The following is a 25079-nucleotide window of genomic DNA, read 5'->3' as shown; positions in this document are numbered from 1 at the left end:
AATGCCTAAAAAAACATTTATTGCGATCGTGATGGGAAGCGATTCCGATATGCCGGTCATGAACGAAACGGCGAAGATCCTGCGGGATAACGGCACGGGATACGAGATGAAGATATTGTCCGCGCACCGTTCGCCGCATGATACGGCTAAGTTTGCGGCCTCAGCCAGAGCCCGGGGCTTCAAAGTCATAATAGCGGCCGCCGGCGGAGCCGCGCATCTTGCGGGAGTCATCGCCAGCCATACCACACTGCCGGTAATAGGCGTTCCGATGGAGACTAAAGAATTGAAAGGTATCGACTCATTATTTTCAACCGTCCAGATGCCGTCCGGGGTACCGGTGGCTACGGTCAGCATAGGTGTCTCCGGAGCCAGGAATGCAGGATTATTGGCGCTCCAGATACTTAGTCTTAACGACAAAAGGATCGAGAAACAGCTCGTGAAATTTAAAAAAGAACTTTGCGATAACATCAGGCAGAAAAATAAAAAATGCGTAAAGTGTAATTTGTAAGTGGAAAAAATAAAAACACTTGTTCTTAAAATAGATCCGGAAAATCCGGATGAAAAAATAATAGCTGTCGCCGCCGACGCGCTAAAAAGCGGACAGCTCGTGGCGTTTCCTACCGAAACGGTTTACGGCCTGGGCGCCAATCTTCTGGACGAGCGCGCGATCGCGAGATTGAACAAAGTCAAGGCAAGGCCTGCGGATAAGCCTTTTACCGTCATGATCTGCGACATTGCCATGATAACGAAATTTGGCTGTGATCTGGCGCCTCAGGCAAAAGCGCTCGTTGATAAATACTGGCCCGGCCCTCTTACGATAATATTGAAAACGGGCGACGGCCGAAAGACCGGATTCAGGATGCCGGCGAACAAGACGGCCATCATGCTTCTTAAGCATGCGGGATTTCCGGTAGCTGTGCCCAGCGCAAATATAAGCGGACGCACTCCCCCGGTGACCCCGCAGGAGGTTTTAGCGCAGATGGACGGCCTGATAGATATTTTACTGTCAGCCGGGCCCGCAAAAGTCGGCATAGAATCGACGGTTGTGGATATGAGCGTTACGCCGCCGAAGGTATTGCGGGAAGGGGCGATAAGCACCGCGGAAATATTGGAAGCCATAAAAATAAACAGTAATTTTATGCCCAACGTTAAATCGGTTTTATTTATCTGCACCGGCAACTCCTGCCGTTCGATAATGGCGGAAGGTTTGCTTAAAAAACGCCTGGAAGAACTCGGCAAGCCCGGTATAACGGTACGTTCAGCCGGGACACGGGCTATAGACGGATTTCCGCCTATGGTCGAGACTATAAACGTGATGGATTCCGAAGGTGTCGATGTGTCGGGCATGCGCTCCACGAGCATTACCGACGATATTATAAAAGAGTCCGACCTGATATTTGTAATGAGCCGGGCACACAAGAGCGAAATAATAAGACAGGTGCCCGAGGCCGCCGGCAAGACTTTTTTGTTACGAGAGTATGGAATGGTGTCGGGAAAGCCCGCGGATCCGGAGATACCCGATCCGATAGGGATGGATGCCGCCGGATATAGGGCGTGCCTAAATGTAATAAAAGAAGAAGTAGAGAGGATAGCGGGGATTTTATGAAAAAAATTGCCATAGGAAGCGATCACGGCGGATACGAACTCAAAGAGAAGATTATAAAATTTTTAACGGATAAAAAATACGAAGTAAAAGACATGGGAACGCATTCGAAAGATTCCTGCGACTATCCCATGATAGGATTCGAGGTGGCTAAGGCCGTTTCCGCAGGCAAGGCCGAAAGAGGGGTACTGATCTGCAAGACAGGCGTCGGCATGGCTATAATCGCTAATAAGGTGCACGGTGTGCGCGCGGCGGCGTGTTACGATAAAGCCATGGCGAAGTCGTCGCGGGAGCATAATGACTGCAATGTCCTGGTGCTTGCGGCAAGTTACACGAATGCGGCCAAGGCAAAAGAGATACTGAAGATATGGCTCACAACTGAGGCCGCGGGTGATCGCCATGAAAGACGCGTAAAACAGATAAAAGAGATAGAGGCGAAGTTGAAATAGGGGGTAGTATGGGTAATTTGAAGAAGAAAGATCCGGCAATATACAGGGCAATTCTCGACGAGACGAAGAGGGAGAATGATAATATTGAGCTTATAGCGAGCGAAAACTTCGTCTCCGAAGAGGTGCTCGAAGCGCAGGGCTCGTGCCTTACGAATAAATACGCCGAAGGATATCCTAATGCGCGCTGGTATAACGGTTGTCACAATGTCGATATTGCCGAAGAGATAGCGATAGATCGCGCCAAAAAACTTTTCGGAGCGGAACACGTGAACGTTCAGCCGCATTCCGGTACTCAGGCGAATATGGCCGTATATTTCGCGGCGGTGAAACTCGGCGATACCGTCATGGCGATGGACCTTGCCTGCGGAGGGCATCTTTCGCATGGAAATCCGCATAATTTCTCGGGTAAATTTTACAATATGGTGCCGTACGGCTTAAGCCATGAAACCGAAATGCTGGATTATGACGAGATCGCCCGTATCGCAGAAGCATCGAAGCCTAAAATGATACTCGCCGGAGCGTCCGCTTATCCGAGATCGATCGATTTTAAACGATTTAAGGAGATAGCCGATTCTGTAGGCGCGTATCTTTTCGTCGATATTGCGCATATAGCGGGACTCGTCGCCTCCGGCCTTCACCAGAGCCCGGTACCATATGCGCAATTCGTTACGTCGACGACGCACAAGACGATGAGAGGGCCCCGCGGCGGGTTCATAATGTGCAGGAAAGAATTTGCCAAGAACATAGATATGGGGATATTCCCCGGTTTGCAGGGCGGGCCGCTCATGCACATCGTCGCCGCCAAGGCGGTATGTTTCAAAGAAGCGCTTGCCCCTCAATTCAAGGTATATCAGAAGCAGATACTTAAGAACGCGAAAGCGTTTTCCGACGAGCTTTCCAGGCTCGGTTACAGGATAGTGGCCGGCGGGACCGACACGCATCTGTTTTTAGTCGATCTTACAGCCAGGAATATAACAGGCAAGGAAGCCGCTTCCGTACTGGATACGGTCGGGATAACGGTAAATAAAAACCTGATACCGTTCGATCCGAAACCGCCGTTTGTGGCAAGCGGTATACGCATAGGAACCCCGGCGGTTACGACACGCGGCATGAAAGAGAGCGAGATGCGCCGCATCGCTGTGCTTATCGATGAGGTGTTAAGCGATCCTTCGAATACTAAGAAATTAAAAGGCGTCAAGACGGAAGTCGGAAGGTTGACCAAAAAATTTCCGTTATATAAAAATCTGATACGGAGGCTCGTAAAATAGTGAAAAAAACACAGGCCGACAAAAAAAGACCGAGTTGGGATGAGTATTTTATCGGGATCGCGGAACTTATTTCACGGCGTTCGACATGCCTTCGGCGTAACGTAGGCGCGGTTCTCGTGAAAGATAAGCGGATACTGGCGACCGGATATAACGGCGCGCCGTCGAGGATACGCCATTGCGAGGAAGTCGGATGCATCCGCCAGAAACTCAATATCCCGTCCGGCGAGCGCCATGAACTCTGCCGCGGGCTTCACGGCGAGCAGAATGCGTTCCTGCAGGCGGCATTGCACGGAACGAGTCTTAAAGGCGCATCGCTTTATTCAACTACACAGCCGTGCGTTATCTGCGCCAAGATGATAATAAACGCCGGCATTACCGAAGTGGTGATAAAAGGCGACTATCCGGACAGGATGGCGAAAGAGATGTTGCGTGAAGCAAAGGTGAAAGTGAGAACCGTTTAGATGGCGCGTCCGAGTTCCGCGATATTTGTGGCGATCTTTGCGATATCGGTGTGTGTTATTCTTGCCGGGTGCGCCAATTTACCGCTGAAAGAAGGCGGCCTTGAGATAAGTAAGGACACGACCGCGGGGATCGATGATATCGGAGTCGGGCGCGTTACGAGACAATTTTAAAGAAAGATGGAGGAGCGTCATGAGAAATCTGTTTACGGTTATTTTGGCGTTATTACTGGTAAGCGTTTTTGCGAAAGGGGTTTTCTGTATGGAGAAAAATACGGTAGTGTTGGAAACGACGCAGGGTAATATAGAAATAAAACTTATGCCTGAAACAGCGCCTAAGGCATGTGAAAATTTCAAAGCGCTTGTAGAAAAGGGTTATTACAATGGAACGATATTTCACAGGGTTATAAAAGGGTTCATGATCCAGGGTGGTGATCCCACGGGTACCGGCCGCGGCGGGGATTCCGCATCGGGCGGGACGTTTGCCGACGAGTTCAAAGATGGCGTTACATTTAATAAGAAGGGTATCCTCGCAATGGCGAATAGAGGACCCGATACAAACGGCAGTCAGTTCTTTATCACAGTTGCCCCGACGCCATGGCTTGAAAAACGCCATACGATATTTGGCGAAGTCACATCAGGCTACGATGTCGTAGAGAAGATCGAGAATATGCCGACGGGCGCGGGCGACAAGCCTGTAGCCGAGCAGAAAATTATCAAGGCGTATCTAAAGTAAAAATTTCGAGGGAAAGTTTTGACGAAATTCAATTTTGACGCGACAGGTGTAGGTTCCGTACCATTTAGCGACCCTCAGGCGGCATGCGGGATAATCTTTGATAACTTCCCTGCGATACCATTCTGGCCGCAGATGGTGCGGACATCATTCTTAGAGAACATGTATGTCCAGTTCTCCGAGGGCCTGCCGGGGATAGTTCTCGATGAGAAGAAGCGAACGATAAATGTGAACGCCGCGAAAGCCTCTGCCGAGATCGAAAGCGTATACGAAAAATACTTAGCCTGCGACGTAGAATATTTTAAGATATCGGAAGATTATGCGAAAGGTTTTTACGCTTTTCTCCGTATGGCGCAGAGCTTGCCCGAAGGCGTGAAATTTTTAAAAGGCCAGACGGTAGGGCCGGTCAGTTACGCGCTTTCTCTCACAGATTTAGATAAACGCGCGGTGCTTTATGATAAAGACCTATTTGAGGTATTGACCAAAGTCCTCGCGATGAAGGCCAGATGGCAGATAAGGAAGCTGAAAGCGTTCTCGTCCGGGGTTATTATTTTTATAGACGAGCCGTCGCTGGTATCGCTCGGCTCAAGTTACGTTAATATAAATGCCGGCGATGCCATCGAGAGGCTTACCGAACTTATAACGGCTATAAAAGACGAAGGGGCCCTGTGCGGCCTGCATTGCTGTGGCAATACGGATTGGCCGCTTCTTTTGAAAAGCGGCGTTGACATAATAAGCTTCGACGCCTATAATTTTACCAGAGAGTTCCTGCTGTATCGCCGTGAGCTGGAAGAGTTTCAGTCCCGCGGCGGGACGATCGCCTGGGGGGTTGTGCCGACCTCGGATGCGGTTGCGAAAGAGTCGCCGGAAAAGCTTGCAGGAAGGCTGGAGAGCGCCGGAGCCATACTGTCCGTTTCATCTATGATTACTCCGTCCTGCGGGGTTGGCACTCTTAATGAGAGGACCGCGGTGGATATTTTTAAAATGACAAAAGAGGTTTCGAAAAAACTTAAACGATGAGCGAAAAGACTAAAAATTTTACAGCCCTTCCCGATGAGTACGCAAGTTATAAGAGAGCCAAAGCCGTCATAGTGCAGGCGCCTTACGACAAGACGACTACCTATATACACGGCACCGCGAAAGGGCCTTCCGCCATAATCGACGCTTCCAAGTATCTCGAGCTGTATGACGACGAGCTGAATCAGGAGGTGTTTAAGATAGGCATCCATACGATGGATGAGCTTAATGTAGGAAATTTGGCTTCGCAGGAGATGGTCGATAAAGTTTGCGCCGCTATGCAGGAGCTTCTGAGAGCGGGCAAGTTCCCTGTAATGTTGGGCGGAGAGCACTCGGTGTCTATAGGCGCGGTTAAGGCTTTCAAGGAGGTATATCCGAATATATCCGTCCTTCACCTTGACGCGCATTATGATATGAGGGACGAATACTTCAATTCAAAATTAAACCACGGATGCGTTGCGCGCCGTATAAGCGAAATGTGCCCGATCGTCCAGGTCGGCATCCGCAGTATGTCGAAGGAAGAGAAGGATTTCCTCTCTTCGTCTCAGGCTGGCGGCCGGATAAAGTCTATAAGCGTATACGATATACTCGATACGCCAATGTGGAAAGATAAGACGACGAATTCTTTAAGCGAGGATGTATATGTGTCGATAGATCTCGATGTATTCGATCCGGCGATAGTCCCGGCCGTCGGCACGCCGGAACCGGGCGGGATCGGCTGGTATGAGACACTCGATCTTTTGAGGGATGTATCCAGAGACAGGCGGATAGTGGGGTTTGATGTCGTCGAGCTCTGTCCGATAAAAGACCAGATAGCGTCCGACTTCCTGGCGGCGAAACTTATCTATAAACTGCTGGGCTATGTATTCGCGGGAAAGAAATAGAGAGGACTAAAGATGCTGCTCGTTCCGAGAAAAAACCTGTTAGTGCCGAAAAAAATGTTCTTCACCAAAGGCGTCGGTGTCCATAAGGCGGAATTGCGGAGCTTTGAGCTTGCTTTGCGCGATGCGGGTATTGAAAAGTGCAATCTTGTCCATGTTTCAAGCATATTGCCGCCCGAATGCAAGGTTATATCGAAAAACGAAGGGTTAAAAGAACTCTACCCGGGTATGATAACTTACGCTGTCATGTCGCGATGTTGCGGCAACGAGCCTCACAGGCTTATCGCGGCATCGATCGGTTGCGCGGTTCCCGCGGACCGACAGGCGTACGGCTACTTGAGCGAGCATCACTCCTTCGGCCAAAATGAAAAAGTCGCAGGCGATCTTGCCGAAGATCTCGCCGTAGAAATGTTGGCGTCCACGCTTGGGCTCGAATTCGATGAGGATAAATCGTGGGACGAGAATAAGGCGATATATCAATTAAGCGACAAAATAATCCGCACGTCTAATACCACCCAATCCGCTGTCGTAGGCCCGGAAGGCAACTATTCCACCGTGGTCGCGGCGGCCGTATTCCTATTCTGATTTTTGATTTAAGGCGGGCGTTTCGAAACTATAATATTCTCAATATGATCCGACGGATATCTCTTCCATTCAAAATTAAAAGGCCGATCCTGTCATGCGGGGCGGATATGAAGGGCGCGTTTGCGTTTGCAAGAGGCCGCGAGGCTTTTCTCGCCGAAGGTTTTGGCGACATGGCGAATCCGGATAATTTTACAAGATACGAAGACGCTGTTAAAAAATGCCAAAAAGAGCTTGGGATAAAGCCTCAGATTATCGCGCATGACCTGCATCCCGGTTATTTTTCGAACCGGTTTGCGGAGAACTATTCTGAATCCGGGGCTCTATATCCCGTACAGCATCACGAGGCCCATATCGCTTCCGCGATCGCCGATAACGATATTAAAGGTGATGTCGTCGGCGTGGCGTTCGACGGCACCGGTTATGGCTCCGACGGTAATATTTGGGGCGGTGAATTTTTTGTCGGAAGCCTGAAAGGTTTTACGAGGGCCGCGCATTTTGAATATATACCGATGCCGGGAGGAGAAAAGGCGATAAGACAGCCATGGCGCATGGCAGTAAGTTATATGTATCATGCATTTGGTAACCGCCTGCCTGTTTCAGCGCGAAGGTGGCGGCGGGATGAGCTGGCTGTATTGAAGACGATGATTGATAAAGGCATAAACTCGCCGTTTACATCCAGCGCAGGCAGATTGTTTGATGCCGTAGGGAATATTATACTGGAGAAGGATGTTATCACGAAAGATGCGCAACTCCCGGTAGAATTGGAACGGCTTGTATCCGGCCAAAGTTCCGGAAGTTATGAGTTTGATATTAAGGATAAAGGCGGGATGCTTATAATAGGCACCGCGCCGGTAATAAAAGGGGTTATAAAGGACCTACGGAAAAACAGAAAAGGAAAAAAAGGTAAAGCTGTGATCGCGTGTAAATTTCATAATGCTATGGCGGATATTGTAACTAAAGTATCTTTAAAATTAAGCCGTAAGCTTAAAACGGGCCGGGTGGTTTTGAGCGGCGGCGTATTCCGGAATAAGTACCTTACGGCGAGAGCCTCCGGTCTTTTAAGCTCTGCAGGCCTTAAGGTGTATGTGAATTCGCAGGTATCGACCGACGATTCCGGCATACCGCTCGGGCAGATTGCCATCGCGAACGAGAGGCCGATATGTGTTTAGGGATACCGATGAAGGTTGTAAAGATCGACGGGGATGAAGGCATCGTTCAGGCGGGCGGGCTGAAGAAGCGGGCGAACTTTACCCTTATGAAGACCGCAAAAGTCGGTGACTACATCCTCATGCACGCGGGGTTCGCGATCGAGAAATTGAAAGAGGCCGAGGCGCGCAAAACCCTCAAGGCATTGAAAAATCTAAAAATATGAAATACATTGACGAATTCAGGAATAAAAAGCTTATAGATAAGGTCGCCTCCGAGATACGCAGGTCAGTGGAGGTGAACAGGCAGTATAATTTTATGGAAGTTTGCGGCACGCATACCGTTTCCATATTCCGCTTCGGACTGAAAGATCTGTTGCCTGACAATATAAACCTGATCTCGGGCCCCGGATGCCCGGTGTGTGTTACGCCGAACGAATTTATCGATAAGGCGATAGCATTATCCGCCCGGAAAAACATGATAATTACAACATTCGGCGATATGCTCAAGGTGCCGGGCTCTTATTCCTCGCTTGAGAAGGAGAGGGCGCGCGGCGCGGACGTGCGGATGGTGTATTCCGGTATCGACGCGCTCGATCTCGCGAAGAAAAACCCCGGCAAAGAGATCGTTTTTCTTGGGGTTGGTTTCGAGACGACCGCGCCTACGGTAGCGCAGTCCATTATTGCGGCCAGAAAGAACAAGGTTAAGAATTTCTCCGTGTTATGCGGACATAAGACGATGCCGGAGGCGTTGAAGACGCTGACGGAAGACCCCCGGCTCAATATCGACGGATTCTTGCTCCCCGGGCATGTCAGCGTTATAATAGGAATAACGCCATACTTATTCCTGCCGCGGCGGAATAAGCGGTGCGTTGTGGCGGGTTTTGAGCCGCTCGATATTTTGCAGGCGATACTTATGCTTGTGAAACAGCGTACGCCGAAGGTCGAGATACAATATACGCGGATGATGAATAAAAATGGCAACGCGCTCGCCCGGGAAAGCATGAAGAAGGTCTTTGAAGAATATCCCTCGGTGTGGCGCGGCATAGGCGCTATAAAAAAGAGCGGGCTTAAAATACGGAAAGAGTTTTCGGATTTCGATACGGATAAAAAATTCATTCCGAAGATATCGAAGCCAAAAGAAAACAGGGCGTGTATCTGCGGGGATGTCATAAAAGGCGTTAAGGCTCCGCCGGAATGCAAGCTCTTCGGCAAACTTTGTGATCCGGAACATCCTGTCGGAGCCTGCATGGTTTCGAGTGAAGGAACTTGCGCGGCGTATTATAAGTACGCTGGAAGGTGAAAAAGTTATGGAAAAGATAACATTGGCACATGGAAGCGGCGGGACTTTGATGCATAAACTCATCGACTCGCTCTTCATGAAAGAATTTGATAACGCAATATTGCGGCGGAAAAAAGATTCCGCCGTATTCGATATCGGCAGGTCGAAGGTAGCTTTCACGACCGACTCTTATGTCGTCAGCCCGATATTCTTTCCGGGGGGCGACATCGGACGCCTCGCAGTGTATGGCACCGTCAATGACCTCGCGGTATGCGGCGCGCGGCCGCTTTATTTGTCTCTGGCGCTTATAATAGAAGAAGGCCTCGACAGAAATATTCTGGAAAAGATAGTCTCCGGCGCGAAGGATGCCGCAAAGCGCGCGCGGGTTACGATAGTAACCGGTGATACAAAGGTCGTAGAGCGCGGAAGTTGCGATAAGATATTTATCAATACCTCCGGTGTCGGCGAAATATATTATGATGGTTTATCGCTCGACGAGATAAGGCCGGGGGACGCGATAATAGTAAATGGCTCCATCGGCGAGCATGCGATAAGCGTCATGGCCTCCAGGGAGAGTATAGATTTCAAGACGAAGGTAAAAAGCGATTCATCCGCACTGAACGCGCTTATAGCCCGTGCGCTTGCAATTTCGAAAGGCATCAGGTTCATGAGAGACCCGACGAGGGGAGGCGTTGCCACGACATTAAACGAGATGGTTGAGCGCCGTAGTTTTGGAGTAGCTATCGACGAGAAAGCGATACCAGTATCGGCAGGCGTGAGAGAAGCGTGCGAATTATTAGGATTTGATCCGCTGTACCTTGCCTGCGAAGGACGGGTTATAATGGTTGTGTCAAAAAAAGACGCTTGCAAAGTATTGGGAGCCGTCCGGAAAGATGTTAACGGAAAGAAAGCGGCTATAATCGGCGAAGTAACACGGGAAAACAAAGGCAAGGTTTTATTGAGGACTTCTGCCGGCGGCAAACGGCTTGTCGGGATGCTGTCGGGCGAGCAATTGCCGAGAATTTGTTAAAGAGGAATATGTTCAAAGAGCGTTCATACAGGCGTTGGATCGAATCCGGGGATTTAATTTCTTTCGAGGTCAAAGAGGCCCAGACCGACCTTTGCATACTGGCGTCCAGGAATTTAGAGAATCAGGCGCGGGAATCGATTTTAACTCACAGGGCCGAGATCGAGCGGTATATTAAAAAAGTGCCGGAGTTTTATACGGCACTCTCGCCCATGATTGCAGGAGACGATGCGCCGCGCATCATACGCGCGATGTCGGAGTCTGCGGGTAAGGCCGGTGTAGGGCCGATGGCCGCTGTCGCCGGAGCCGTCGCCGAATTTGTTGGCCGCGATCTTTTGGCATTTTCAGATCAGGTTATCGTAGAAAACGGCGGCGATATTTTTCTTAAAACATCCCGGAAGCGGGTCATGGGCATATATGCCGGAGAGAAATCGCCTTTTACAGGAACCCTCGCCATAGAGATCGATCCTTCGGATAAAGGTCTGGGGGTTTGTACCTCGAGTGGAACGGTGAGTCACTCTTTAAGTCTGGGCAACGCCGATGCCGCGCTCATAATATCGGAGGACGCCGCGCTATCCGACGCCGCGGCTACCGCCGCAGGTAATGCGGTGAAAAGCATCTACGATATAGAGGACGCGATAGCGCTCGCGAAATCGATCGAAGGTGTAAAGGGTGTGCTCATAATAATGGGCGAAAAGATGGGAAGCTGGGGAGACATCAAGTTCGTGTAACGCTTAAAAGGAGGATGTTATGGTATCGAAGAGAATAGTTTTGAAGTTTCCGCATAAATTACTGGACCAGCCGATTGTGTATAAACTGGTAAAAGATTTCGACCTCGTGTTCAATATTCTGCAGGCTAAAATAACTCCGGCAGAAGAGGGGCTCATGGTATTAGAGCTTAAAGGTAAAAAAGAAAATTACGCCGAAGGAATTAAATACCTGACAAGTCTTGGCTTAAAGATACAGCCGCTTAGTCAGGACGTAACCAGAGATGAATCGCGATGCACGCATTGCGGGGCATGTATATCCGTTTGCCCTACGGGAGCGCTGCATATCGACCAGAAGACCATGAAAGTGATATTCGACAGTGACAAGTGCATAGCGTGTGAATTGTGTGTAAGGGCATGCCCGCCGCGGGCCATGATAGTGAAATTTTAAATCACTCACCACCTTGCTTTATTGTATAACGTGTGATATACTAAAATGTTATGGTAAAAAACAGGGACTCTCAAAAGAAGGGTAGAAAGCATTTAGGCCAGGAGCTTGTCCGCGCCGGTATAATAACCCCAAAACAGCTTAAGTTTGCTCTTAAGGAGCAGGCAAAGCTCGGCAAGGATAAGAAGGAAATGCTTGGCGAAATAATAGTGAAGTCCGGCCTTGCGGACGAAAAGATCGTCATAGATTTCCTCGAGAAACATTTCCAGATACCCCACATATCTTTACTTCAGAACGAGCGCATCGATCCCGCGGTTGTTAAGCTGATACCTGAACGAATGGCGCGTAATTTTAAACTTCTTGCTATAGCGCTCGACAAGAAAGACGGTAAGATCATCGTGGCTATGGCCGACCCGTTCGACATAGTAGCGATAGATACGATCCGCGCCATGACAGGTTATGAGGTCGAAAAGCGTTTCAGTCAGACTAAGGAAATAGAGAGTACCATCGATAAGCTCTATGCGGAACATGCCATGCAGAGATCGATGGATGAGTTCATTGAGTTTAAGATAGCCGAAGAGAAGGAAGGCGGCTCGCAGGCGCCCGCGGCTGATAAGGGCGAGCTTGAGTCCAGCGCGTCCAAGACCCCGGTTATCGATTTTGTTGACAGCATGCTCAAAGACGCGATCCAGAAGCGTGCCAGCGATATACACGTAGAACCGCGTGAAGGACGCCTCAGTATACGTTACAGGATAGACGGCATCCTTGTAGAGATGCCCACACCTCCGAAGGAGATGGAGTCCGCGATAACCACCCGGTTGAAATTATTGGGTAAAATGGATATAGCCGAGCATCGCCTGCCCCAGGACGGCCGGTTCAAACTCGAATACAAAGGCATCCCTATCGACATAAGAATGGCTTCGAGTCCGATAGTCCATGGCGAGAAGATAGTATTAAGGATACTCGACAGTTCTTCGTTATTTGTTAAGATGGAAGACCTCGGCATGGAAGAAAGTGACGTAAAGGAATTTAAGAATATACTCGTCCAGTCATACGGCATGATCTTAGTAACAGGCCCTACCGGTTCCGGCAAGACGACGACGCTATATTCGGCATTAAGTTTTATCAATACGCCGGATAAAAATATCGTGACGATAGAGGATCCCGTTGAATATCAGCTCTCCGGTATAAATCAGATCCAAACTAAACAGCAGATAGGGCTTACGTTTTCGGCGGGTCTTCGCACCGTCCTGCGCCAGGATCCCGACATAATTATGATAGGCGAAATACGCGATCTCGAAACGCTCGAGAACGCTATTAAGGCATCGCTCACAGGCCACCTGGTATTAACCACCATACACACCAACGATGCGCCGAGCGTCGTGACGCGGCTTATGCACATGGGGCTGGAGCCGTACCTTATATCTCCCTGCCTGAGCCTTGTCATAGCTCAGCGGCTCGTCCGCAAGATATGCGAACATTGCAAAGAGCAGACGGTTCTCTCTCCGGAAGTCATACGCCAGTTCGGCAAGAGGAACAGTATCGATTTGAGCCGGATATCTTTCTATCACGGCAGAGGATGCCCAAGGTGTAATTCCACCGGATACAAAGGCAGGACGGGGCTGTACGAGTTTTTCGTTATTACGAAAAAAGCGAAAGAGCTTATCCTTGAAACCGCGTCCGAAGAGAAATTAAAAGCGTTGGCGCAGGAACAGGGGATGAAGACGATATTTCAGCATGGCATGGAAAAGGTGAACAAAGGGATAACGACGATCGAAGAAGTTTTACGCGTAACCGTTTTGGAGAAAGGTTGATAATGGCGCATTTTAATTATGTGGCTAAAAATGATAAAGGTAAAACCGTAAAGGCGCGGGAGTTTGCCATATCGGAGCGCGAGCTTGTTGTGCGCCTGGCGCGAAAGAACCTTACGGTTATCTCTGTCACAAAGTTGGCAGAGGCAACTTTTTTAGGCCACCTGACAAGGCAGAGCCCGCATATCGGCGTATTCGACCAGATGGTTTTTTGTAGGCAACTCGCGACGCTTCTGAAGGGCGGGGTTACGTTAGTGAAGGGGCTTGAGATAATATCGAGCGAGACGGAAAGTCCGAAAGTCCAGGCGGCCGTCAGCGAGGTGGCGCATTATATAAAACAGGGCGATTCTTTTTCCATAGCCATGAAAAAGATGACTCATATGTTTTCTCCGCTATTCATAACAATGGTCGAGGCCGGGGAAAGGGTTGGAGCGCTCGATGTGATGCTGACGCGTTTATCTAAATATCTGGCGGCCCAGGACCGCCTGGGGAAGAAGATATTGACCGCGATAGCGTATCCTTCCGCGGTCATGGTATTTTTTATGGGAGCTATAGGCGTAATGACCATATTTCTGATCCCGAAATTCAAAAGCATGTACTCATCATTCGGTTCGCAATTGCCGCCGTTTACTCTATTTGTCTTCGGCATGAGTGATTTTGTTATCCGATACATCGCGTTTATCGCCGGCGGCATAGTAGCGCTTATTCTGTATATACGTTTTGTTCTGCTTAAAACGAAACATGGCAAATATCTATTTGATCTGGCTATTCTCAAGATACCGTTCTTTGGCAATATAATGAAGAAGGCCTCTTTTAGTAAATTCTCGAGGACGCTTTCCACTCTCCTTGATCAGGGTATAGCCGTGCCGGAAGCTCTCGACCTGGTAGGCAAGACGGCGGGAAATGCGGTAATAGAGACGGCCAGTGCTAAAGCGAGCAAACTTATAGTGGACGGCGAGAAGATACCCGAGGCGTTCAGGAAAGCCGAGGTATTTCCGACCCTGGTTATACAGATGGCGAGTGTAGGAATGGAATCCGGAAACCTGCCCGAACTATTAGACAAGACCGCTGATTTTTACGAGGAGGAAGTCGACACATTCCTCGGCATAATGTCTTCGCTTATAGAGCCCGTTCTCATCGTGGCTCTCGGCGTGATTCTGGCCGTGTTTATAGTGGCACTATATCTGCCGATATTTAAATTGAGTCAGGCTGTGCACGGATAAGTATTATTTATAAAGAGATTGATTTTAATTTGCATTTTTAAAAACTGTATGATATACTTAACTATCCAAAAAGGAGGATGAAGGAATGAGAAACAGAAAGGGCTTTACGTTAATTGAACTTATTATAGTAATTATAATTATTGGTATATTGGCCGCGATAGCCGCTCCGATGATGAGTGTTAATGTGAATAGGGCGAAGAGATCGGAAGCCATAGCGGCGATGGGCGCTATAAGAACAGCCGCACGGTTGTATTATGCTGAAAATACTGCTTGGCCGGCTGGTTTAGCCAATATGTCAAGCTATATAACTACCGGCGATTTGAATGGTACATATTATTCCGGTTCTAATTACACTATTTCTTCGGCTACCAATACCATTAGCGCATCTAACGCTACCGCTGCGTTAGCTGTTAATATGAATCTTTTAACTGGTACGATAGATAATCCATAAAAGAATAATTTTATTTATAATTCTTTAAGGAGAGGCAAGTTTTACTTGCCTCTCCTTGTTTTTGTATGTTATTGTATATAATATATGAGAAATATATTGCCAATAACGGTTATTCTCGTTGCAGTCTGGATTATCGTCTTAATATCTTTCCAGGTAGTAGGTTACGGTTTTATGCCGCCAGATGACGCTATGAGACATAGCGCCAAGATCATTTCCGGAAAAGATTGGAGCCAGATACTTGTTCTCCGGGATGATATAAAGATGGATAGTTATCCGGGCTGGCATTTTATTCTAAGGTCTGTTCATGAGATAACGGGCTGGGATCAGCATAGCCTTGTACTATTTTCCGTAATATCCCTATTTATTTTGTTTTGCATTATACCTGTATTTTTTCTCAAATTCCCCGAATCCTGGCTCCTTTCGATTTTTACGATATCGCTGATAGACCCCGGATGGATAATGCGACTATTTTTGGGTCGACCATATATATTTACGATGGCATCTCTTATTATAATACTGCTTATATGGCCCCGGTTAAACGATAAAAGGTATCAGCTCAGCAATCTTATAATTATAACCATTATAGCCGCGCTGTCGGTATGGATACATGCAAGCTGGTACTTTTTTGGTATCATCGTCCTTACGTTTTTACTCGCCCATCAATGGCGTGCCGCTACACTTATCGCTTTATCTTCGGTAATAGGCATATTTCTCGGAGCTACATTTACAGGGCATCCCGTTATTTTTATAAAGCAGATGGTTACCCACTTCTTCCTTGTCTATGGTGACCATGATGTGGAGCGTCAGCTGGTCGGAGAATTAAGGCCGGTAATAGGAAATTATATTATAATCCTGACCGCCGCGGCGGTATTGGGATGGAGAGCTCTGAGAAAGAAAGAAATTAGAAGCAGTATAGATAACCCGATCTTTATATTAGCTGTGTTGAGTTTTATCTTAGGTTTTTTTACGAGGAGGATATGGTTGGATTGGGGTATGGCCGCGTTTGCGATATGGCTAGCGTTAGAGTTTGAGCAATTTTTGACGGATAATATCGATCCGCTTTCATGGCGGCGGCTCAAGATAGCAATATTATCGGCGGCGATATTTTATGTGACTTTTACAGTCGACGCCGGGAGCCGCTGGAGTTTGTCGAGGCCTATGGATTACATCTCGAGCGAAGATCCTAAGCAGGCAGAGTTTTTACCGAAGCCCGGAGGTATTATATATAGTGACGATATGGGGGTTTTTTATCAGACGTTTTATAAAAATCCCAAGGCCGGTTGGCGTTATATGCTCGGATTTGAATCGGCTCTTATGCCTCCCGAAGACTTGAAGATACTCAGGAATATCCAAAAGAATTTTAACCGTCCTGAAGATTACGAGCCGTGGGTAAATAAGATGAGGCCCGAAGACCGGCTCATCGTAAGGGGATCTCCCGACAGCAAGCCCAAGATCGCAGGGCTTGAGTGGCATTACATAGCGCTTAACACATGGAGTGGGGAAAAGCCCAAAGAGGTGAAGGGGTAGTTTTATGGTAAACGGACATGCCTCAGCTTTTACCTCAAGGGTGGCGTTATCTGCAATTTTATACTTGATAGTCGGGGCTTTTGCCTTCAGTTTATTTAAAAATATCCAATATCCCATACTCTGGAATGACGAATCCGAAACAGCTATGTATGCGAAGCGTATTCTGCAATATGGTTACCCAAAGATACATGATGGGAAAAATATTGTTTGGTTAAGCGAGCTTCCCGACAAAGAGATCGGTATTGACAAGCGATGGGATGCACCCACCTCGCTTGTTTGGGGGCAATACTACTTTGCTGCCATAGGTGAGGTTATGGCCGAAAAGACACATGACATATATCTCAAGACGGCTTTATTAAGAATGCCTTTTGCTTTTGCCGGTTTTTTAGGCTTGATCGTCATGGCATTATCCGTAACCGGTCTATTCGGTAAAGACGCGGTTAAAAGATTATTTTTCTTGATCATATTTTTCTCCTTTATCCTATCGTCCGTTGCTTTAACACTGCATTTCCGGGAAGTGCGCCATCCTGCGCTGGTAGTGTTTTTATCCGCAGTTATATTCTATCTGTACTTTAACTATCGTTTTTATGGTAAGCTCAAAATTATCCTTTATTCTATCGGGCTTACCCTGTCTTTATTTCTTTTGTATAATGTATTTCATGTTCCATGTTTCATTTTTTTAGCGGTTATAGGGCTATACGAATTGATTATACTTATGAAGAAAAGAAATATTAGGAGTTTTTTAGGTGGTATAGCGCCTCTATTCGCCGCACTTATTCTTATAATGCCTTTTATTATTTTTTCCCGAGTTCTTGAATTCGGCAAAGCCTATAAGGTATTGTATAGTTCAAGCATGCCGTCGTGGCTTGCGCAAATATCCGATATCCTTTCTTTTTTTCATAGGTATGAATTTCTTTATTTGGTGTTAATCGCCAAAGCCGGGTTTTTTTATGGATGGGCTTATTCTTTGAGAGCGCATTTAAATCCCAGTACAGGTGTTCGGCAAAAGATGTGGGTATCAAATTTTTTAAGTTTATTTTTTATCATATTTGTACTGACAACCGCTCTTTTTCCGCACCCTATTATTTATGAGCGCTACTATATAGTTTTAGTGCCGGTGATAGCTATCATGATATCCCTGGATATCTTAGGAGCGTTTGAGCTTTTTTCGGCTGTAAGATATACATCGACTAGAATATGTTTTAAGTGGATATTCGCGGGGGTTCTTTTATTGGTTTTGATGACAACCGGATCGGATAGGATAGATCATATGAAAGGGCATGTCTATGAACTTTTGCACCGGTATAAAGGGCCGCTGGATTTTGCCATACCTTTTATAAAATCCAATTACAGAAACACGGAAAGCCTGACGATTGCCACAAATTATGAAGAGCTTGCCTATATGTATTATCTAGACAGTAAAGTTATTATAGGATTCGTAGGGAATAATTTGCATGAAGACTCCAAATTGCGTCCCGATGTAGTGATATTCCGTAAAACGCGAAGCTCGGCCGACCTCGCGGTGTTTAATAATTTTCTTCTCAGTGATAAATATGAAAAGATATCTTTCCCGGTCTTTGATTACTTTGTAAACAACATACCGGAACTAAGGCATCATCTTTATCTGACGCCTTTATCTGATGAGAAAAATAAAAACTTGGATATATTCATAAAATCTACCGGAGGCGCGGGATAAGATATTATGCCTGACAAGAAGACTTACCTAATAACAGGCGCTACAGGATTCATAGGTTCTTGTTTGCTTCGAAGGCTTGTGCGGGATGGCGAGCATGTCCATATTATTATAAGAAAAGAGGCAAGCCCGTGGCGTATAAAAGATCTTCTCCCAAAGGTTACCCAACATATTTCCGATTTATCCGATACGGAGGAGCTGAGAAATATTTTTGAAACAGTTCGGCCGAGCGTGATATATCATCTTGCCGCTTATGGGGCTTATTCGCATCAGAATGACGCTGACCGGATAATGCGTACCAATATACTGGGCACATGGAATATGCTTAAGGCCGCTTCCGTGGTCGGCTACGATCTATTTGTCAATACCGGAAGCTCTTCCGAATACGGCTTTAAAAAATTTCCGATGAAAGAAACCGACATCCTTGAGCCAGTGAGTTATTATGCCGTCGCGAAAAGTTCGCAGACATTATTATGCAGTCACGTGGCCAGAGAAGGGAGGATGCCAATAGTAACGCTCAGGCCTTTTTCCGTTTATGGGCCTTATGAGGAACCATCCAGATTCATGCCGACTTTAATGAAAGCCCTGTATTTCACAAAAAAAATGGAACTTGTTTCTCCGGAAATTTCACGCGACCTTATTTATGTCGAAGATATGGTCGACGCGTATCTGTTGACCGACCAGCTGAAAAAGTATCCTGGCGAAGTATTCAATATAGGTACCGGCAGGCAGTGTTCGATTAAAGATGTAGTCGAGACAGCGGTAAAGGTGACGGGCAGGGCCGCCGATTTTAGATGGGGAAAGATGAAGCCGCGAGCATGGGATACGGCGAATTGGGTTGCTGATATTTCGAAGGCGGAAAAATTGCTAAATTGGCATCCGGCGGTTAAATTAGAAGAAGGTCTGTCATTGATGTGGGAATGGTCGAAGGCCAACCTCCCCGAATACGACAAATAGAAAATATGATTGGTACTTATTGCGATTTAAAATAATCCGAGCGGGATACGCGCCATATGAAATTAGTCGATAGCAGATGCCCTATATGCGGTTCGTACGAAGATTATACGGTTATTTATAAAAAGAATTTTGATTTAGCCGACCTGAATGAGGATATTTTTTCCGCCAGACGCCTGCCGGATCGCGTCCATTATCAGATCGTCAAATGCAACAAAGACGGTATGGTCAGGTCCAGCCCGACGCCGGAAGGGGCGGTGATTGACGGACTGTACCGGCAAAGCAAATTTACATATGATGAAGAGGTTGGGAGCCTGACCGCCACCTATATCAATGCGTTGAAGGATGTTCTGTACGGGATTTCAAAAGACGCGAATATACTGGAAGTAGGATGCGGAAACGGGTTTATTTTAAGCGCGTTACGAAACATGGGGTATAAGAACGTTTTTGGTGTAGAGCCCAGCGCCGACGCTTCGGCAAAAGCCCCCGCCGAGGTCAGGGCTAATATCGTGACGGATGTTCTCGCCCCCGGCACTTTTAACACGAACACATTCGGCCTGATATTCTTTTTCCAGACGCTCGACCATATATACGACCCAAATTTTTTTTTAAAGATATGTTATAATATATCACAGCCCGGCGCTCGTATTATGGCCTTTAATCACGACATAGAAAGCATGCAGGCCAGGATGCTGAAAGAGAAGAGCCCTGTAATCGACATAGCACATCCGTATCTTTATAGTGCGGATACCATTAAGAAAGTGTTTGAAAAAAATGGTTTCGAACCGGTTAAGATATATTCTCCGCTCAGTATAGTTTCTTTAAGACATTTGATACGGCTGATTCCCATGCCCCTGATATTAAAAACAGCACTGTTAAATTCGAGGTTGGCTATCCTAAAAGCTTTATTAAATCAAAAGATAAAGATAAGGCTCGGTAATATATGCCTGGTAGCTGAGAAGAGCATTGCCAAAACATAAAATGGTAATATGAAGATGACTAAAGAACAAAAACATCTCCGCCGGCGTATTATAGAGATAAGCCATGAGAAACACCTGTCGCATTTAGGGTCATGCTTGAGCGCGGTAGATATATTATCCGCTATTTATAAGATCAAGCGCGATAATGAGCGGCTTGTCCTGTCGGGCGGGCATGCGGGTATCGCGCTTTATGCCATTTTGGAAAAACACGGACTGTTAAAAACCCCAGATATAAAAAATCTTTCCATACATCCCAATAGAAACCCCGCGATAGGCATTGATGTATCATCCGGAAGCCTGGGGCAAGGGCTTCCCATAGCCGTGGGCATGGCATTAGCGGACAGGCGGAAGGGTGTTTATTGTGTCGTCACAGACGGTGAATGCGCCGAAGGGAGTATCTGGGAATCGCTTCGAATAGCTCTGGACGAGAGAGTCGATAATTTGAAAATAGTAATTAATGTGAACGGTTGGGCCGCGTATAGGTCTGTTTCATTATCATTGCTTTGTAATAGGGTAAAAGGATTTGGGTATAATGTAAAACCGGTAAACGGGCATGATATGAAGGAGCTTCTACGGGTATTATCGGCGCAATTTCATGGACATCCTTTAGTTGTTCTTGCCAAAACTACAGTTGAACAGCTCCCGTTTTTAAATGGTCAGGATGCTCACTATTATGTTATGACAGATGCGGATTTTAAATTAGCAAAGGAAAGATTTATATGAGACAGAAAGTGTCAGATATAAAAATGCGAAGAGTTTTTGCTGACGTTCTGCATGACCGCATGAGATATAATAAAAAAATATGGGTTGTTGTGGGCGACCTGGGCTATAAGATGTGGGATAAGGTAATGCTGGATTACCCGGATAGATTCATAAACACGGGCGCTGCGGAACAATCTATGGCTGGCATCGGTGTAGGGTTGGCTCTGGAAGGCAAGATACCGTTCGTTTATTCGATAACGCCTTTTCTGTTATACAGGCCGTTTGAAACTATTCGAAACTATATCAATAATGAAAAAATACCCGTTAAATTGATAGGGGCCGGGAGGGGCAAGGACTATGTTCACGACGGCTTTTCGCATTGGGCTGAAGAGGACAAGGCGGTAATGGGCATATTCTCAAACATACGCGCGCGATGGCCGAAGGCTAATGAAGAGATGCCCGGGCTTATAGACGAAATGATAACAAACGATGCGCCATATTACATCAATCTTAAAAAATAGAGAAAGGCATTATGAAGAAGATATCCGCGATCATAGCATGTTATAAGGATGAGCAGGCAATCCCGCATATGTATAAACGTCTGACGGATATTTTTAATAAGATACAGGTTGAGTACGAGATTATATTTGTAAATGACGGCAGTCCGGATAATACAGAAGCGATTTTATCGGAACTTGCCGAAAAAGATACCCATATCGTTGTCGTAAATCATTCCCGCAACTTCAGTTCACAAATGGCATTTACAAGCGGTATGGATATAGCAAACGGTGATGCCGTCGTGCTTCTTGACGGAGACCTACAGGACCCGCCGGAACTCATAGAGGCGCTGTATAAAAAGTGGCTGGAAGGATATGATGTTGTTTACGGTGTGCGCGCGAAGAGAGAAGCCCCCTTTTTAATGCAGATAGCGTACAAGATATTTTACAGAATATTTCACGCGTTGTCGTATGTAAAAATACCTCTGGACGCCGGCGATTTCTCATTGATAGACAAGAAGGTTGCCGAGCATATGAAGAAGCTCCCGGAGCGCGATAGATTTTTGAGAGGATTACGCGCCTGGGTAGGCTTCAGACAGGTGGGAGTTTCGTATGTACGAGCGGAAAGGATGTTCGGTAAAACTACAAACAATTTCCTGAAAAACTTTAATTGGGCCACAAAAGGAATTTTTTCGTTCTCGTATGTTCCGCTAGAAATAATAACGCTATTTTCATTCATAATATTCCTTGTAGCAATATTTGGAATGATTGCGCAAATAATTATCAGGATACTTACGCCCAGCACACCGCATGGGGTTACAACTATTTTGGTAGTGGTATTATTTGTGGGAGCGGTGCAACTGCTTTCGCTGAGTATCCTAGGTCAATATATCGGCAAAATATTCGAAGAAGTTAAACAGAGGCCTAAATATATTGTGAAGAGCATATACCGAAAAGGGCAAAATGCTGAACGGTAAAAGAATCGTCGTGGTGATGCCGGCGTATAACGCGGAGAAGACCCTCGAGAAGACCTATAACGATATCCCTAAGGACGTGGTGGATGACATTATCCTTACGGACGACAACTCGGGCGATAAGACCGTCGAGGTCGCCGGAAGACTGAAGATAAAAACGTTCATCCATGACAAGAATTTAGGTTATGGCGGGAACCAGAAAACCTGTTACCGCGAGGCGCTGAAGTTCGGTGCGGATGTGGTGATCATGCTTCACCCCGATTACCAGTATCCTCCGAGTCTTATAACGCCGATGGCAGGATTGATAACATCCGGAATGTTTGACGTTGTAACGGGATCGAGGATACTCGGCAATAAGGCGTTAAGGGGTGGAATGCCGCTGTATAAATATATCTCGAACAGGGTGCTGACACTCTTAGAGAATAATATGATAGGCGAGAAACTCTCCGAGTACCACACAGGTTACAGGGCTTTCTCGAGAGAGGTTCTTCTGAATCTGCCGCTATTGGAAAATTCGGACGATTTTATATTCGATAACCAGATATTGGCGCAGGCGTTTTATTTCGGTTACAGGGTGGGAGAGATAACATGCCCCAGCCAGTATACGAAAGAATCATCCTCCATAAATTTCCGCAGAAGCGTTGTGTACGGGCTGGGTGTGCTCAATACGGCTGTACAGTATATGCTTCAGAAGAATAGGCTCAGCAAGTTCCGCATATTCGATAAAGACGGCAAGAGACTAAAATTAGATTGACTTAACCCGCCCACCGTTTTAAAATAGGAACTTGACTATATGAGTCACTATGGAAAAGAAGACATACAAAATCACCAAAAAAGATCTATACGATCTCTTTGCAAGGCTATCCGCAAATTATAGGGTTTTCCTGCCTTATGCCGACGGGCAGAGGCTTGACTTCGGCGAATTCGATCCCAAAAAAGAAGACAGAATAGAGCTGGGCGGTATAAGACAGAGCCGGCCCGTCAAAGGTTTCATAAATCCTCCGAGAGAGAAGATACTAGACACTTCCCGTAAAGATAAACGTCCTGTCATTCTCGCCGGCGTAAAAGCCTGCGATCTCGCAAGTTTTATACTGCAGGATTTTGTATTTCTGAAAGGCGAGGTCGAGGATCCTTTCTACGCCGAGAACAGGAATAATACCATAATAATAGGCTGTGACTGCACTTACGCTAAAGAGACATGTTTTTGCCTTGCCATGGAAGGCGCGCCTTATCCGCAGAAAAATTTCGATATCAATCTGTCGCCAGCCGGCGATTCATTCATCGTCGAGGTCGCGAGCGAAAAAGGCGAAAATATAATAAATAATTTCAAGATGTTCTTCAAAAATCATTCCGCGACGGACTTGAATGTCCGGCAGGCCAACCGCGAGAAAGTTTCGAGAGAAGTCCGGTATTTTATCGATAAAAGAGGAACACCGGATACCTCCGCGATAAGAGGCGCCGTGAAGAAGAGCTATAACCTTACGGAGCTATGGAAGGATTTCGCTTCCACCTGCGTCGAATGCGGAGCGTGCAACCTCGTATGCCCGACGTGCCACTGCTTCCTTTTATACGACGAGAAGACCGCCGGCGGCAACAAGCGTTTCAGGATGTGGGACGCGTGCATGTATAACACGTTTGCCAGAGTTGCCGGAGGCGCGAACCCGAGGAAGCGCCTTTATGAGCGCCTGCGCAACAGGTTCGAAAAGAAATTCGATTTCTTTCCGCAAATCCTGAATTATTTCGCCTGCACGGGATGCGGCCGTTGCATCGAGGCCTGCCCCGGCGACATAGATCTGCGGGAGGTTTTAAAAGGACTGGTAACCGGTAAATGGAATAAGCCGCCGCATGAATAATCCATACGCATATACAGAAGCCGAGATATTGAAGGTCGTCGATGAGACGCAGAATATAAAGACGTTTACGCTCAGGCCCAAGACGGGAATAGGTTTCCGCGCGGGGCAATTCATGGACGTGTCGCTTCCCGGGATTGGAGAGGCGCCGTTCACGCCGTCATCCAATCACTATGTCAAAGACGTGCTGGATTTTACCATCATGCGCGCAGGCCGCGTAACAAGCCTCATTCATCAGGCGAAGGCCGGCGATATAGTGGGCGTCAGGGGGCCGTACGGGCTTGGTTATCCGCTGAATGAGTTTAAGGGTAAAGAGGTTTTTATCGTCGGCGGCGGCGTGGGGCTGGCGCCGCTCCGTGCACTGCTTTACGCGCTCTTTAACGAAGTTAACGACTACAAGAAGATAGTATTGAAATACGGGGCGAAGACATCGAAGGATATCGTATATAAGAACGAGATAGATTCGTGGCGCGCCAAAGCCGGCCATGTGGATATCGAAATAAGCGTCGATGTGGGCGACGATACATGGAAGGGCAACGTAGGATTGGTTACGACGGTGTTAAAACCCGGGTTGGTAGATGTGAATAACGCCGTCGCCATAGTCTGCGGGCCTCCGATAATGATGAAGTTCGTTACTTTTAAACTGCTCGACCTGGGCTTTAAAGAGAACACGGTTTATTTATCGATGGAGAAGAATATGTCCTGCGGTATAGGTAAGTGCGGCCATTGCAGGATAGGGCCATATTACGCGTGTAAGGACGGCCCAGTATTTACATACGACAAGATAAAAGATCTGCCGAATATCTGGGATTAG

Annotated in this window: 29 protein-coding genes; all 29 read left to right on the top strand. The window is 47.0% G+C overall.

Features of this window, described 5'->3' with window-relative positions:
• Nucleotide 1 precedes the first annotated feature (1 nt).
• The 29 genes from purE (at nt 2) to PHS46_06465 (ending at nt 25079) form a co-directional block, all read left to right on the top strand.
• Nucleotides 2–508, top strand: a complete 507-nt coding sequence (gene purE / locus PHS46_06605) for a 5-(carboxyamino)imidazole ribonucleotide mutase (protein MDD3906180.1) — start codon at nt 2–4, stop codon at nt 506–508.
• Entirely contained in the window at nt 509–1606 is a 1098-nt protein-coding gene (locus tag PHS46_06600; protein MDD3906179.1) for an L-threonylcarbamoyladenylate synthase, read from the top strand.
• A complete protein-coding gene (rpiB, locus tag PHS46_06595) occupies nt 1603–2052 on the top strand; it encodes a ribose 5-phosphate isomerase B (GenBank protein MDD3906178.1) in 450 nt (149 codons plus the stop codon). The genes PHS46_06600 and rpiB overlap by 4 nt, the downstream gene beginning before the upstream one ends.
• 8 nt (nt 2053–2060) lie before the next feature.
• Nucleotides 2061–3320: a serine hydroxymethyltransferase gene (locus tag PHS46_06590; protein MDD3906177.1), complete on the top strand. Its 1260-nt coding sequence runs from the start codon at nt 2061–2063 to the stop codon at nt 3318–3320.
• Nucleotides 3320–3781: a cytidine/deoxycytidylate deaminase family protein gene (locus PHS46_06585; GenBank protein ID MDD3906176.1), complete on the top strand. Its 462-nt coding sequence runs from the start codon at nt 3320–3322 to the stop codon at nt 3779–3781. The genes PHS46_06590 and PHS46_06585 overlap by 1 nt, the downstream gene beginning before the upstream one ends.
• Nucleotides 3782–3952: a hypothetical protein gene (locus PHS46_06580; GenBank protein MDD3906175.1), complete on the top strand. Its 171-nt coding sequence runs from the start codon at nt 3782–3784 to the stop codon at nt 3950–3952. It abuts the gene before it with no gap.
• Between the two features lie 19 nt (nt 3953–3971).
• Complete coding sequence (locus PHS46_06575) at nt 3972–4514, top strand: peptidylprolyl isomerase (protein ID MDD3906174.1); 543 nt, start codon at nt 3972–3974, stop codon at nt 4512–4514.
• An 18-nt stretch (nt 4515–4532) separates the two neighbouring features.
• Nucleotides 4533–5531, top strand: coding sequence for a hypothetical protein (locus PHS46_06570; GenBank protein ID MDD3906173.1), 999 nt, complete (start codon nt 4533–4535; stop codon nt 5529–5531).
• Nucleotides 5528–6412, top strand: a complete 885-nt coding sequence (speB, locus tag PHS46_06565) for an agmatinase (GenBank protein MDD3906172.1) — start codon at nt 5528–5530, stop codon at nt 6410–6412. Before PHS46_06570 ends, speB begins: the two co-directional genes overlap by 4 nt.
• A 36-nt stretch (nt 6413–6448) precedes the next feature.
• On the top strand, nt 6449–6994 hold the full coding sequence (locus PHS46_06560; protein ID MDD3906171.1) for an arginine decarboxylase, pyruvoyl-dependent: 546 nt from the start codon (nt 6449–6451) through the stop codon (nt 6992–6994).
• A 44-nt stretch (nt 6995–7038) separates the two neighbouring features.
• Nucleotides 7039–8163 (top strand): hypothetical protein, encoded by a 1125-nt coding sequence (locus tag PHS46_06555; GenBank protein ID MDD3906170.1) that lies wholly within the window; start codon nt 7039–7041, stop codon nt 8161–8163.
• Nucleotides 8154–8366, top strand: coding sequence for a HypC/HybG/HupF family hydrogenase formation chaperone (locus PHS46_06550; protein MDD3906169.1), 213 nt, complete (start codon nt 8154–8156; stop codon nt 8364–8366). Before PHS46_06555 ends, PHS46_06550 begins: the two co-directional genes overlap by 10 nt.
• Nucleotides 8363–9442: a hydrogenase formation protein HypD gene (hypD, locus tag PHS46_06545; protein ID MDD3906168.1), complete on the top strand. Its 1080-nt coding sequence runs from the start codon at nt 8363–8365 to the stop codon at nt 9440–9442. Before PHS46_06550 ends, hypD begins: the two co-directional genes overlap by 4 nt.
• Before the next feature lie 7 nt (nt 9443–9449).
• The gene (hypE, locus tag PHS46_06540) at nt 9450–10451 is read left to right on the top strand and encodes a hydrogenase expression/formation protein HypE (GenBank protein MDD3906167.1); all 1002 of its coding nucleotides are present in this window, start codon (nt 9450–9452) and stop codon (nt 10449–10451) included.
• 8 nt (nt 10452–10459) lie between these two features.
• Nucleotides 10460–11179, top strand: a complete 720-nt coding sequence (locus PHS46_06535; protein MDD3906166.1) for a UPF0280 family protein — start codon at nt 10460–10462, stop codon at nt 11177–11179.
• A gap of 19 nt (nt 11180–11198) precedes the next feature.
• Nucleotides 11199–11606 (top strand): 4Fe-4S binding protein, encoded by a 408-nt coding sequence (locus tag PHS46_06530; protein ID MDD3906165.1) that lies wholly within the window; start codon nt 11199–11201, stop codon nt 11604–11606.
• Nucleotides 11607–11656: 50 nt separating this feature from the next.
• On the top strand, nt 11657–13417 hold the full coding sequence (locus PHS46_06525; protein MDD3906164.1) for a GspE/PulE family protein: 1761 nt from the start codon (nt 11657–11659) through the stop codon (nt 13415–13417).
• A gap of 2 nt (nt 13418–13419) precedes the next feature.
• Entirely contained in the window at nt 13420–14637 is a 1218-nt protein-coding gene (locus PHS46_06520; protein ID MDD3906163.1) for a type II secretion system F family protein, read from the top strand.
• Nucleotides 14638–14722: 85 nt separating this feature from the next.
• Nucleotides 14723–15088 (top strand): prepilin-type N-terminal cleavage/methylation domain-containing protein, encoded by a 366-nt coding sequence (locus tag PHS46_06515; GenBank protein ID MDD3906162.1) that lies wholly within the window; start codon nt 14723–14725, stop codon nt 15086–15088.
• 189 nt (nt 15089–15277) lie between these two features.
• Nucleotides 15278–16615: a hypothetical protein gene (locus PHS46_06510; protein ID MDD3906161.1), complete on the top strand. Its 1338-nt coding sequence runs from the start codon at nt 15278–15280 to the stop codon at nt 16613–16615.
• Between the two features lie 4 nt (nt 16616–16619).
• On the top strand, nt 16620–18311 hold the full coding sequence (locus PHS46_06505; GenBank protein MDD3906160.1) for a hypothetical protein: 1692 nt from the start codon (nt 16620–16622) through the stop codon (nt 18309–18311).
• A gap of 6 nt (nt 18312–18317) precedes the next feature.
• Entirely contained in the window at nt 18318–19265 is a 948-nt protein-coding gene (locus tag PHS46_06500) for a GDP-mannose 4,6-dehydratase (GenBank protein ID MDD3906159.1), read from the top strand.
• Nucleotides 19266–19321: 56 nt separating this feature from the next.
• Nucleotides 19322–20242: a class I SAM-dependent methyltransferase gene (locus tag PHS46_06495; GenBank protein ID MDD3906158.1), complete on the top strand. Its 921-nt coding sequence runs from the start codon at nt 19322–19324 to the stop codon at nt 20240–20242.
• A gap of 9 nt (nt 20243–20251) precedes the next feature.
• Nucleotides 20252–20965: a 1-deoxy-D-xylulose-5-phosphate synthase N-terminal domain-containing protein gene (locus PHS46_06490; protein ID MDD3906157.1), complete on the top strand. Its 714-nt coding sequence runs from the start codon at nt 20252–20254 to the stop codon at nt 20963–20965.
• Nucleotides 20962–21465, top strand: coding sequence for a hypothetical protein (locus PHS46_06485; GenBank protein MDD3906156.1), 504 nt, complete (start codon nt 20962–20964; stop codon nt 21463–21465). The genes PHS46_06490 and PHS46_06485 overlap by 4 nt, the downstream gene beginning before the upstream one ends.
• 11 nt (nt 21466–21476) lie before the next feature.
• Complete coding sequence (locus tag PHS46_06480) at nt 21477–22418, top strand: glycosyltransferase family 2 protein (GenBank protein MDD3906155.1); 942 nt, start codon at nt 21477–21479, stop codon at nt 22416–22418.
• Entirely contained in the window at nt 22405–23169 is a 765-nt protein-coding gene (locus PHS46_06475; GenBank protein ID MDD3906154.1) for a glycosyltransferase family 2 protein, read from the top strand. The genes PHS46_06480 and PHS46_06475 overlap by 14 nt, the downstream gene beginning before the upstream one ends.
• A gap of 49 nt (nt 23170–23218) precedes the next feature.
• Nucleotides 23219–24268, top strand: a complete 1050-nt coding sequence (locus PHS46_06470) for a 4Fe-4S dicluster domain-containing protein (protein MDD3906153.1) — start codon at nt 23219–23221, stop codon at nt 24266–24268.
• Entirely contained in the window at nt 24261–25079 is an 819-nt protein-coding gene (locus tag PHS46_06465) for an FAD/NAD(P)-binding protein (GenBank protein MDD3906152.1), read from the top strand. The genes PHS46_06470 and PHS46_06465 overlap by 8 nt, the downstream gene beginning before the upstream one ends.

Source organism: Candidatus Omnitrophota bacterium, from assembly GCA_028699255.1.
Classification (GTDB): domain Bacteria; phylum Omnitrophota; class Gorgyraeia; order 2-01-FULL-45-10; family 2-01-FULL-45-10; genus FEN-1322.
This window is presented reverse-complemented; position numbering and strand designations above follow the sequence as displayed.

What these genes read in the sequence shown, in the direction of transcription:
- PHS46_06510 (MDD3906161.1), top strand. Translation starts at nt 15,278, where the DNA reads ATGAGACATAGCGCCAAGATCATTTCCGGAAAAGATTGGAGCCAGATA.
- PHS46_06580 (MDD3906175.1), top strand. Translation starts at nt 3,782, where the DNA reads ATGGCGCGTCCGAGTTCCGCGATATTTGTGGCGATCTTTGCGATATCG.
- PHS46_06530 (MDD3906165.1), top strand. Translation starts at nt 11,199, where the DNA reads ATGGTATCGAAGAGAATAGTTTTGAAGTTTCCGCATAAATTACTGGAC.
- hypE (MDD3906167.1), top strand. Translation starts at nt 9,450, where the DNA reads ATGGAAAAGATAACATTGGCACATGGAAGCGGCGGGACTTTGATGCAT.
- PHS46_06490 (MDD3906157.1), top strand. Translation starts at nt 20,252, where the DNA reads ATGAAGATGACTAAAGAACAAAAACATCTCCGCCGGCGTATTATAGAG.
- PHS46_06520 (MDD3906163.1), top strand. Translation starts at nt 13,420, where the DNA reads ATGGCGCATTTTAATTATGTGGCTAAAAATGATAAAGGTAAAACCGTA.
- speB (MDD3906172.1), top strand. Translation starts at nt 5,528, where the DNA reads ATGAGCGAAAAGACTAAAAATTTTACAGCCCTTCCCGATGAGTACGCA.
- PHS46_06470 (MDD3906153.1), top strand. Translation starts at nt 23,219, where the DNA reads ATGGAAAAGAAGACATACAAAATCACCAAAAAAGATCTATACGATCTC.
- PHS46_06475 (MDD3906154.1), top strand. Translation starts at nt 22,405, where the DNA reads ATGCTGAACGGTAAAAGAATCGTCGTGGTGATGCCGGCGTATAACGCG.
- PHS46_06590 (MDD3906177.1), top strand. Translation starts at nt 2,061, where the DNA reads ATGGGTAATTTGAAGAAGAAAGATCCGGCAATATACAGGGCAATTCTC.
- PHS46_06485 (MDD3906156.1), top strand. Translation starts at nt 20,962, where the DNA reads ATGAGACAGAAAGTGTCAGATATAAAAATGCGAAGAGTTTTTGCTGAC.
- PHS46_06575 (MDD3906174.1), top strand. Translation starts at nt 3,972, where the DNA reads ATGAGAAATCTGTTTACGGTTATTTTGGCGTTATTACTGGTAAGCGTT.
- PHS46_06465 (MDD3906152.1), top strand. Translation starts at nt 24,261, where the DNA reads ATGAATAATCCATACGCATATACAGAAGCCGAGATATTGAAGGTCGTC.
- purE (MDD3906180.1), top strand. Translation starts at nt 2, where the DNA reads ATGCCTAAAAAAACATTTATTGCGATCGTGATGGGAAGCGATTCCGAT.
- PHS46_06535 (MDD3906166.1), top strand. Translation starts at nt 10,460, where the DNA reads ATGTTCAAAGAGCGTTCATACAGGCGTTGGATCGAATCCGGGGATTTA.
- hypD (MDD3906168.1), top strand. Translation starts at nt 8,363, where the DNA reads ATGAAATACATTGACGAATTCAGGAATAAAAAGCTTATAGATAAGGTC.
- PHS46_06515 (MDD3906162.1), top strand. Translation starts at nt 14,723, where the DNA reads ATGAGAAACAGAAAGGGCTTTACGTTAATTGAACTTATTATAGTAATT.
- PHS46_06550 (MDD3906169.1), top strand. Translation starts at nt 8,154, where the DNA reads ATGTGTTTAGGGATACCGATGAAGGTTGTAAAGATCGACGGGGATGAA.
- PHS46_06480 (MDD3906155.1), top strand. Translation starts at nt 21,477, where the DNA reads ATGAAGAAGATATCCGCGATCATAGCATGTTATAAGGATGAGCAGGCA.
- PHS46_06495 (MDD3906158.1), top strand. Translation starts at nt 19,322, where the DNA reads ATGAAATTAGTCGATAGCAGATGCCCTATATGCGGTTCGTACGAAGAT.
- PHS46_06500 (MDD3906159.1), top strand. Translation starts at nt 18,318, where the DNA reads ATGCCTGACAAGAAGACTTACCTAATAACAGGCGCTACAGGATTCATA.
- rpiB (MDD3906178.1), top strand. Translation starts at nt 1,603, where the DNA reads ATGAAAAAAATTGCCATAGGAAGCGATCACGGCGGATACGAACTCAAA.
- PHS46_06525 (MDD3906164.1), top strand. Translation starts at nt 11,657, where the DNA reads ATGGTAAAAAACAGGGACTCTCAAAAGAAGGGTAGAAAGCATTTAGGC.
- PHS46_06505 (MDD3906160.1), top strand. Translation starts at nt 16,620, where the DNA reads ATGGTAAACGGACATGCCTCAGCTTTTACCTCAAGGGTGGCGTTATCT.
- PHS46_06555 (MDD3906170.1), top strand. Translation starts at nt 7,039, where the DNA reads ATGATCCGACGGATATCTCTTCCATTCAAAATTAAAAGGCCGATCCTG.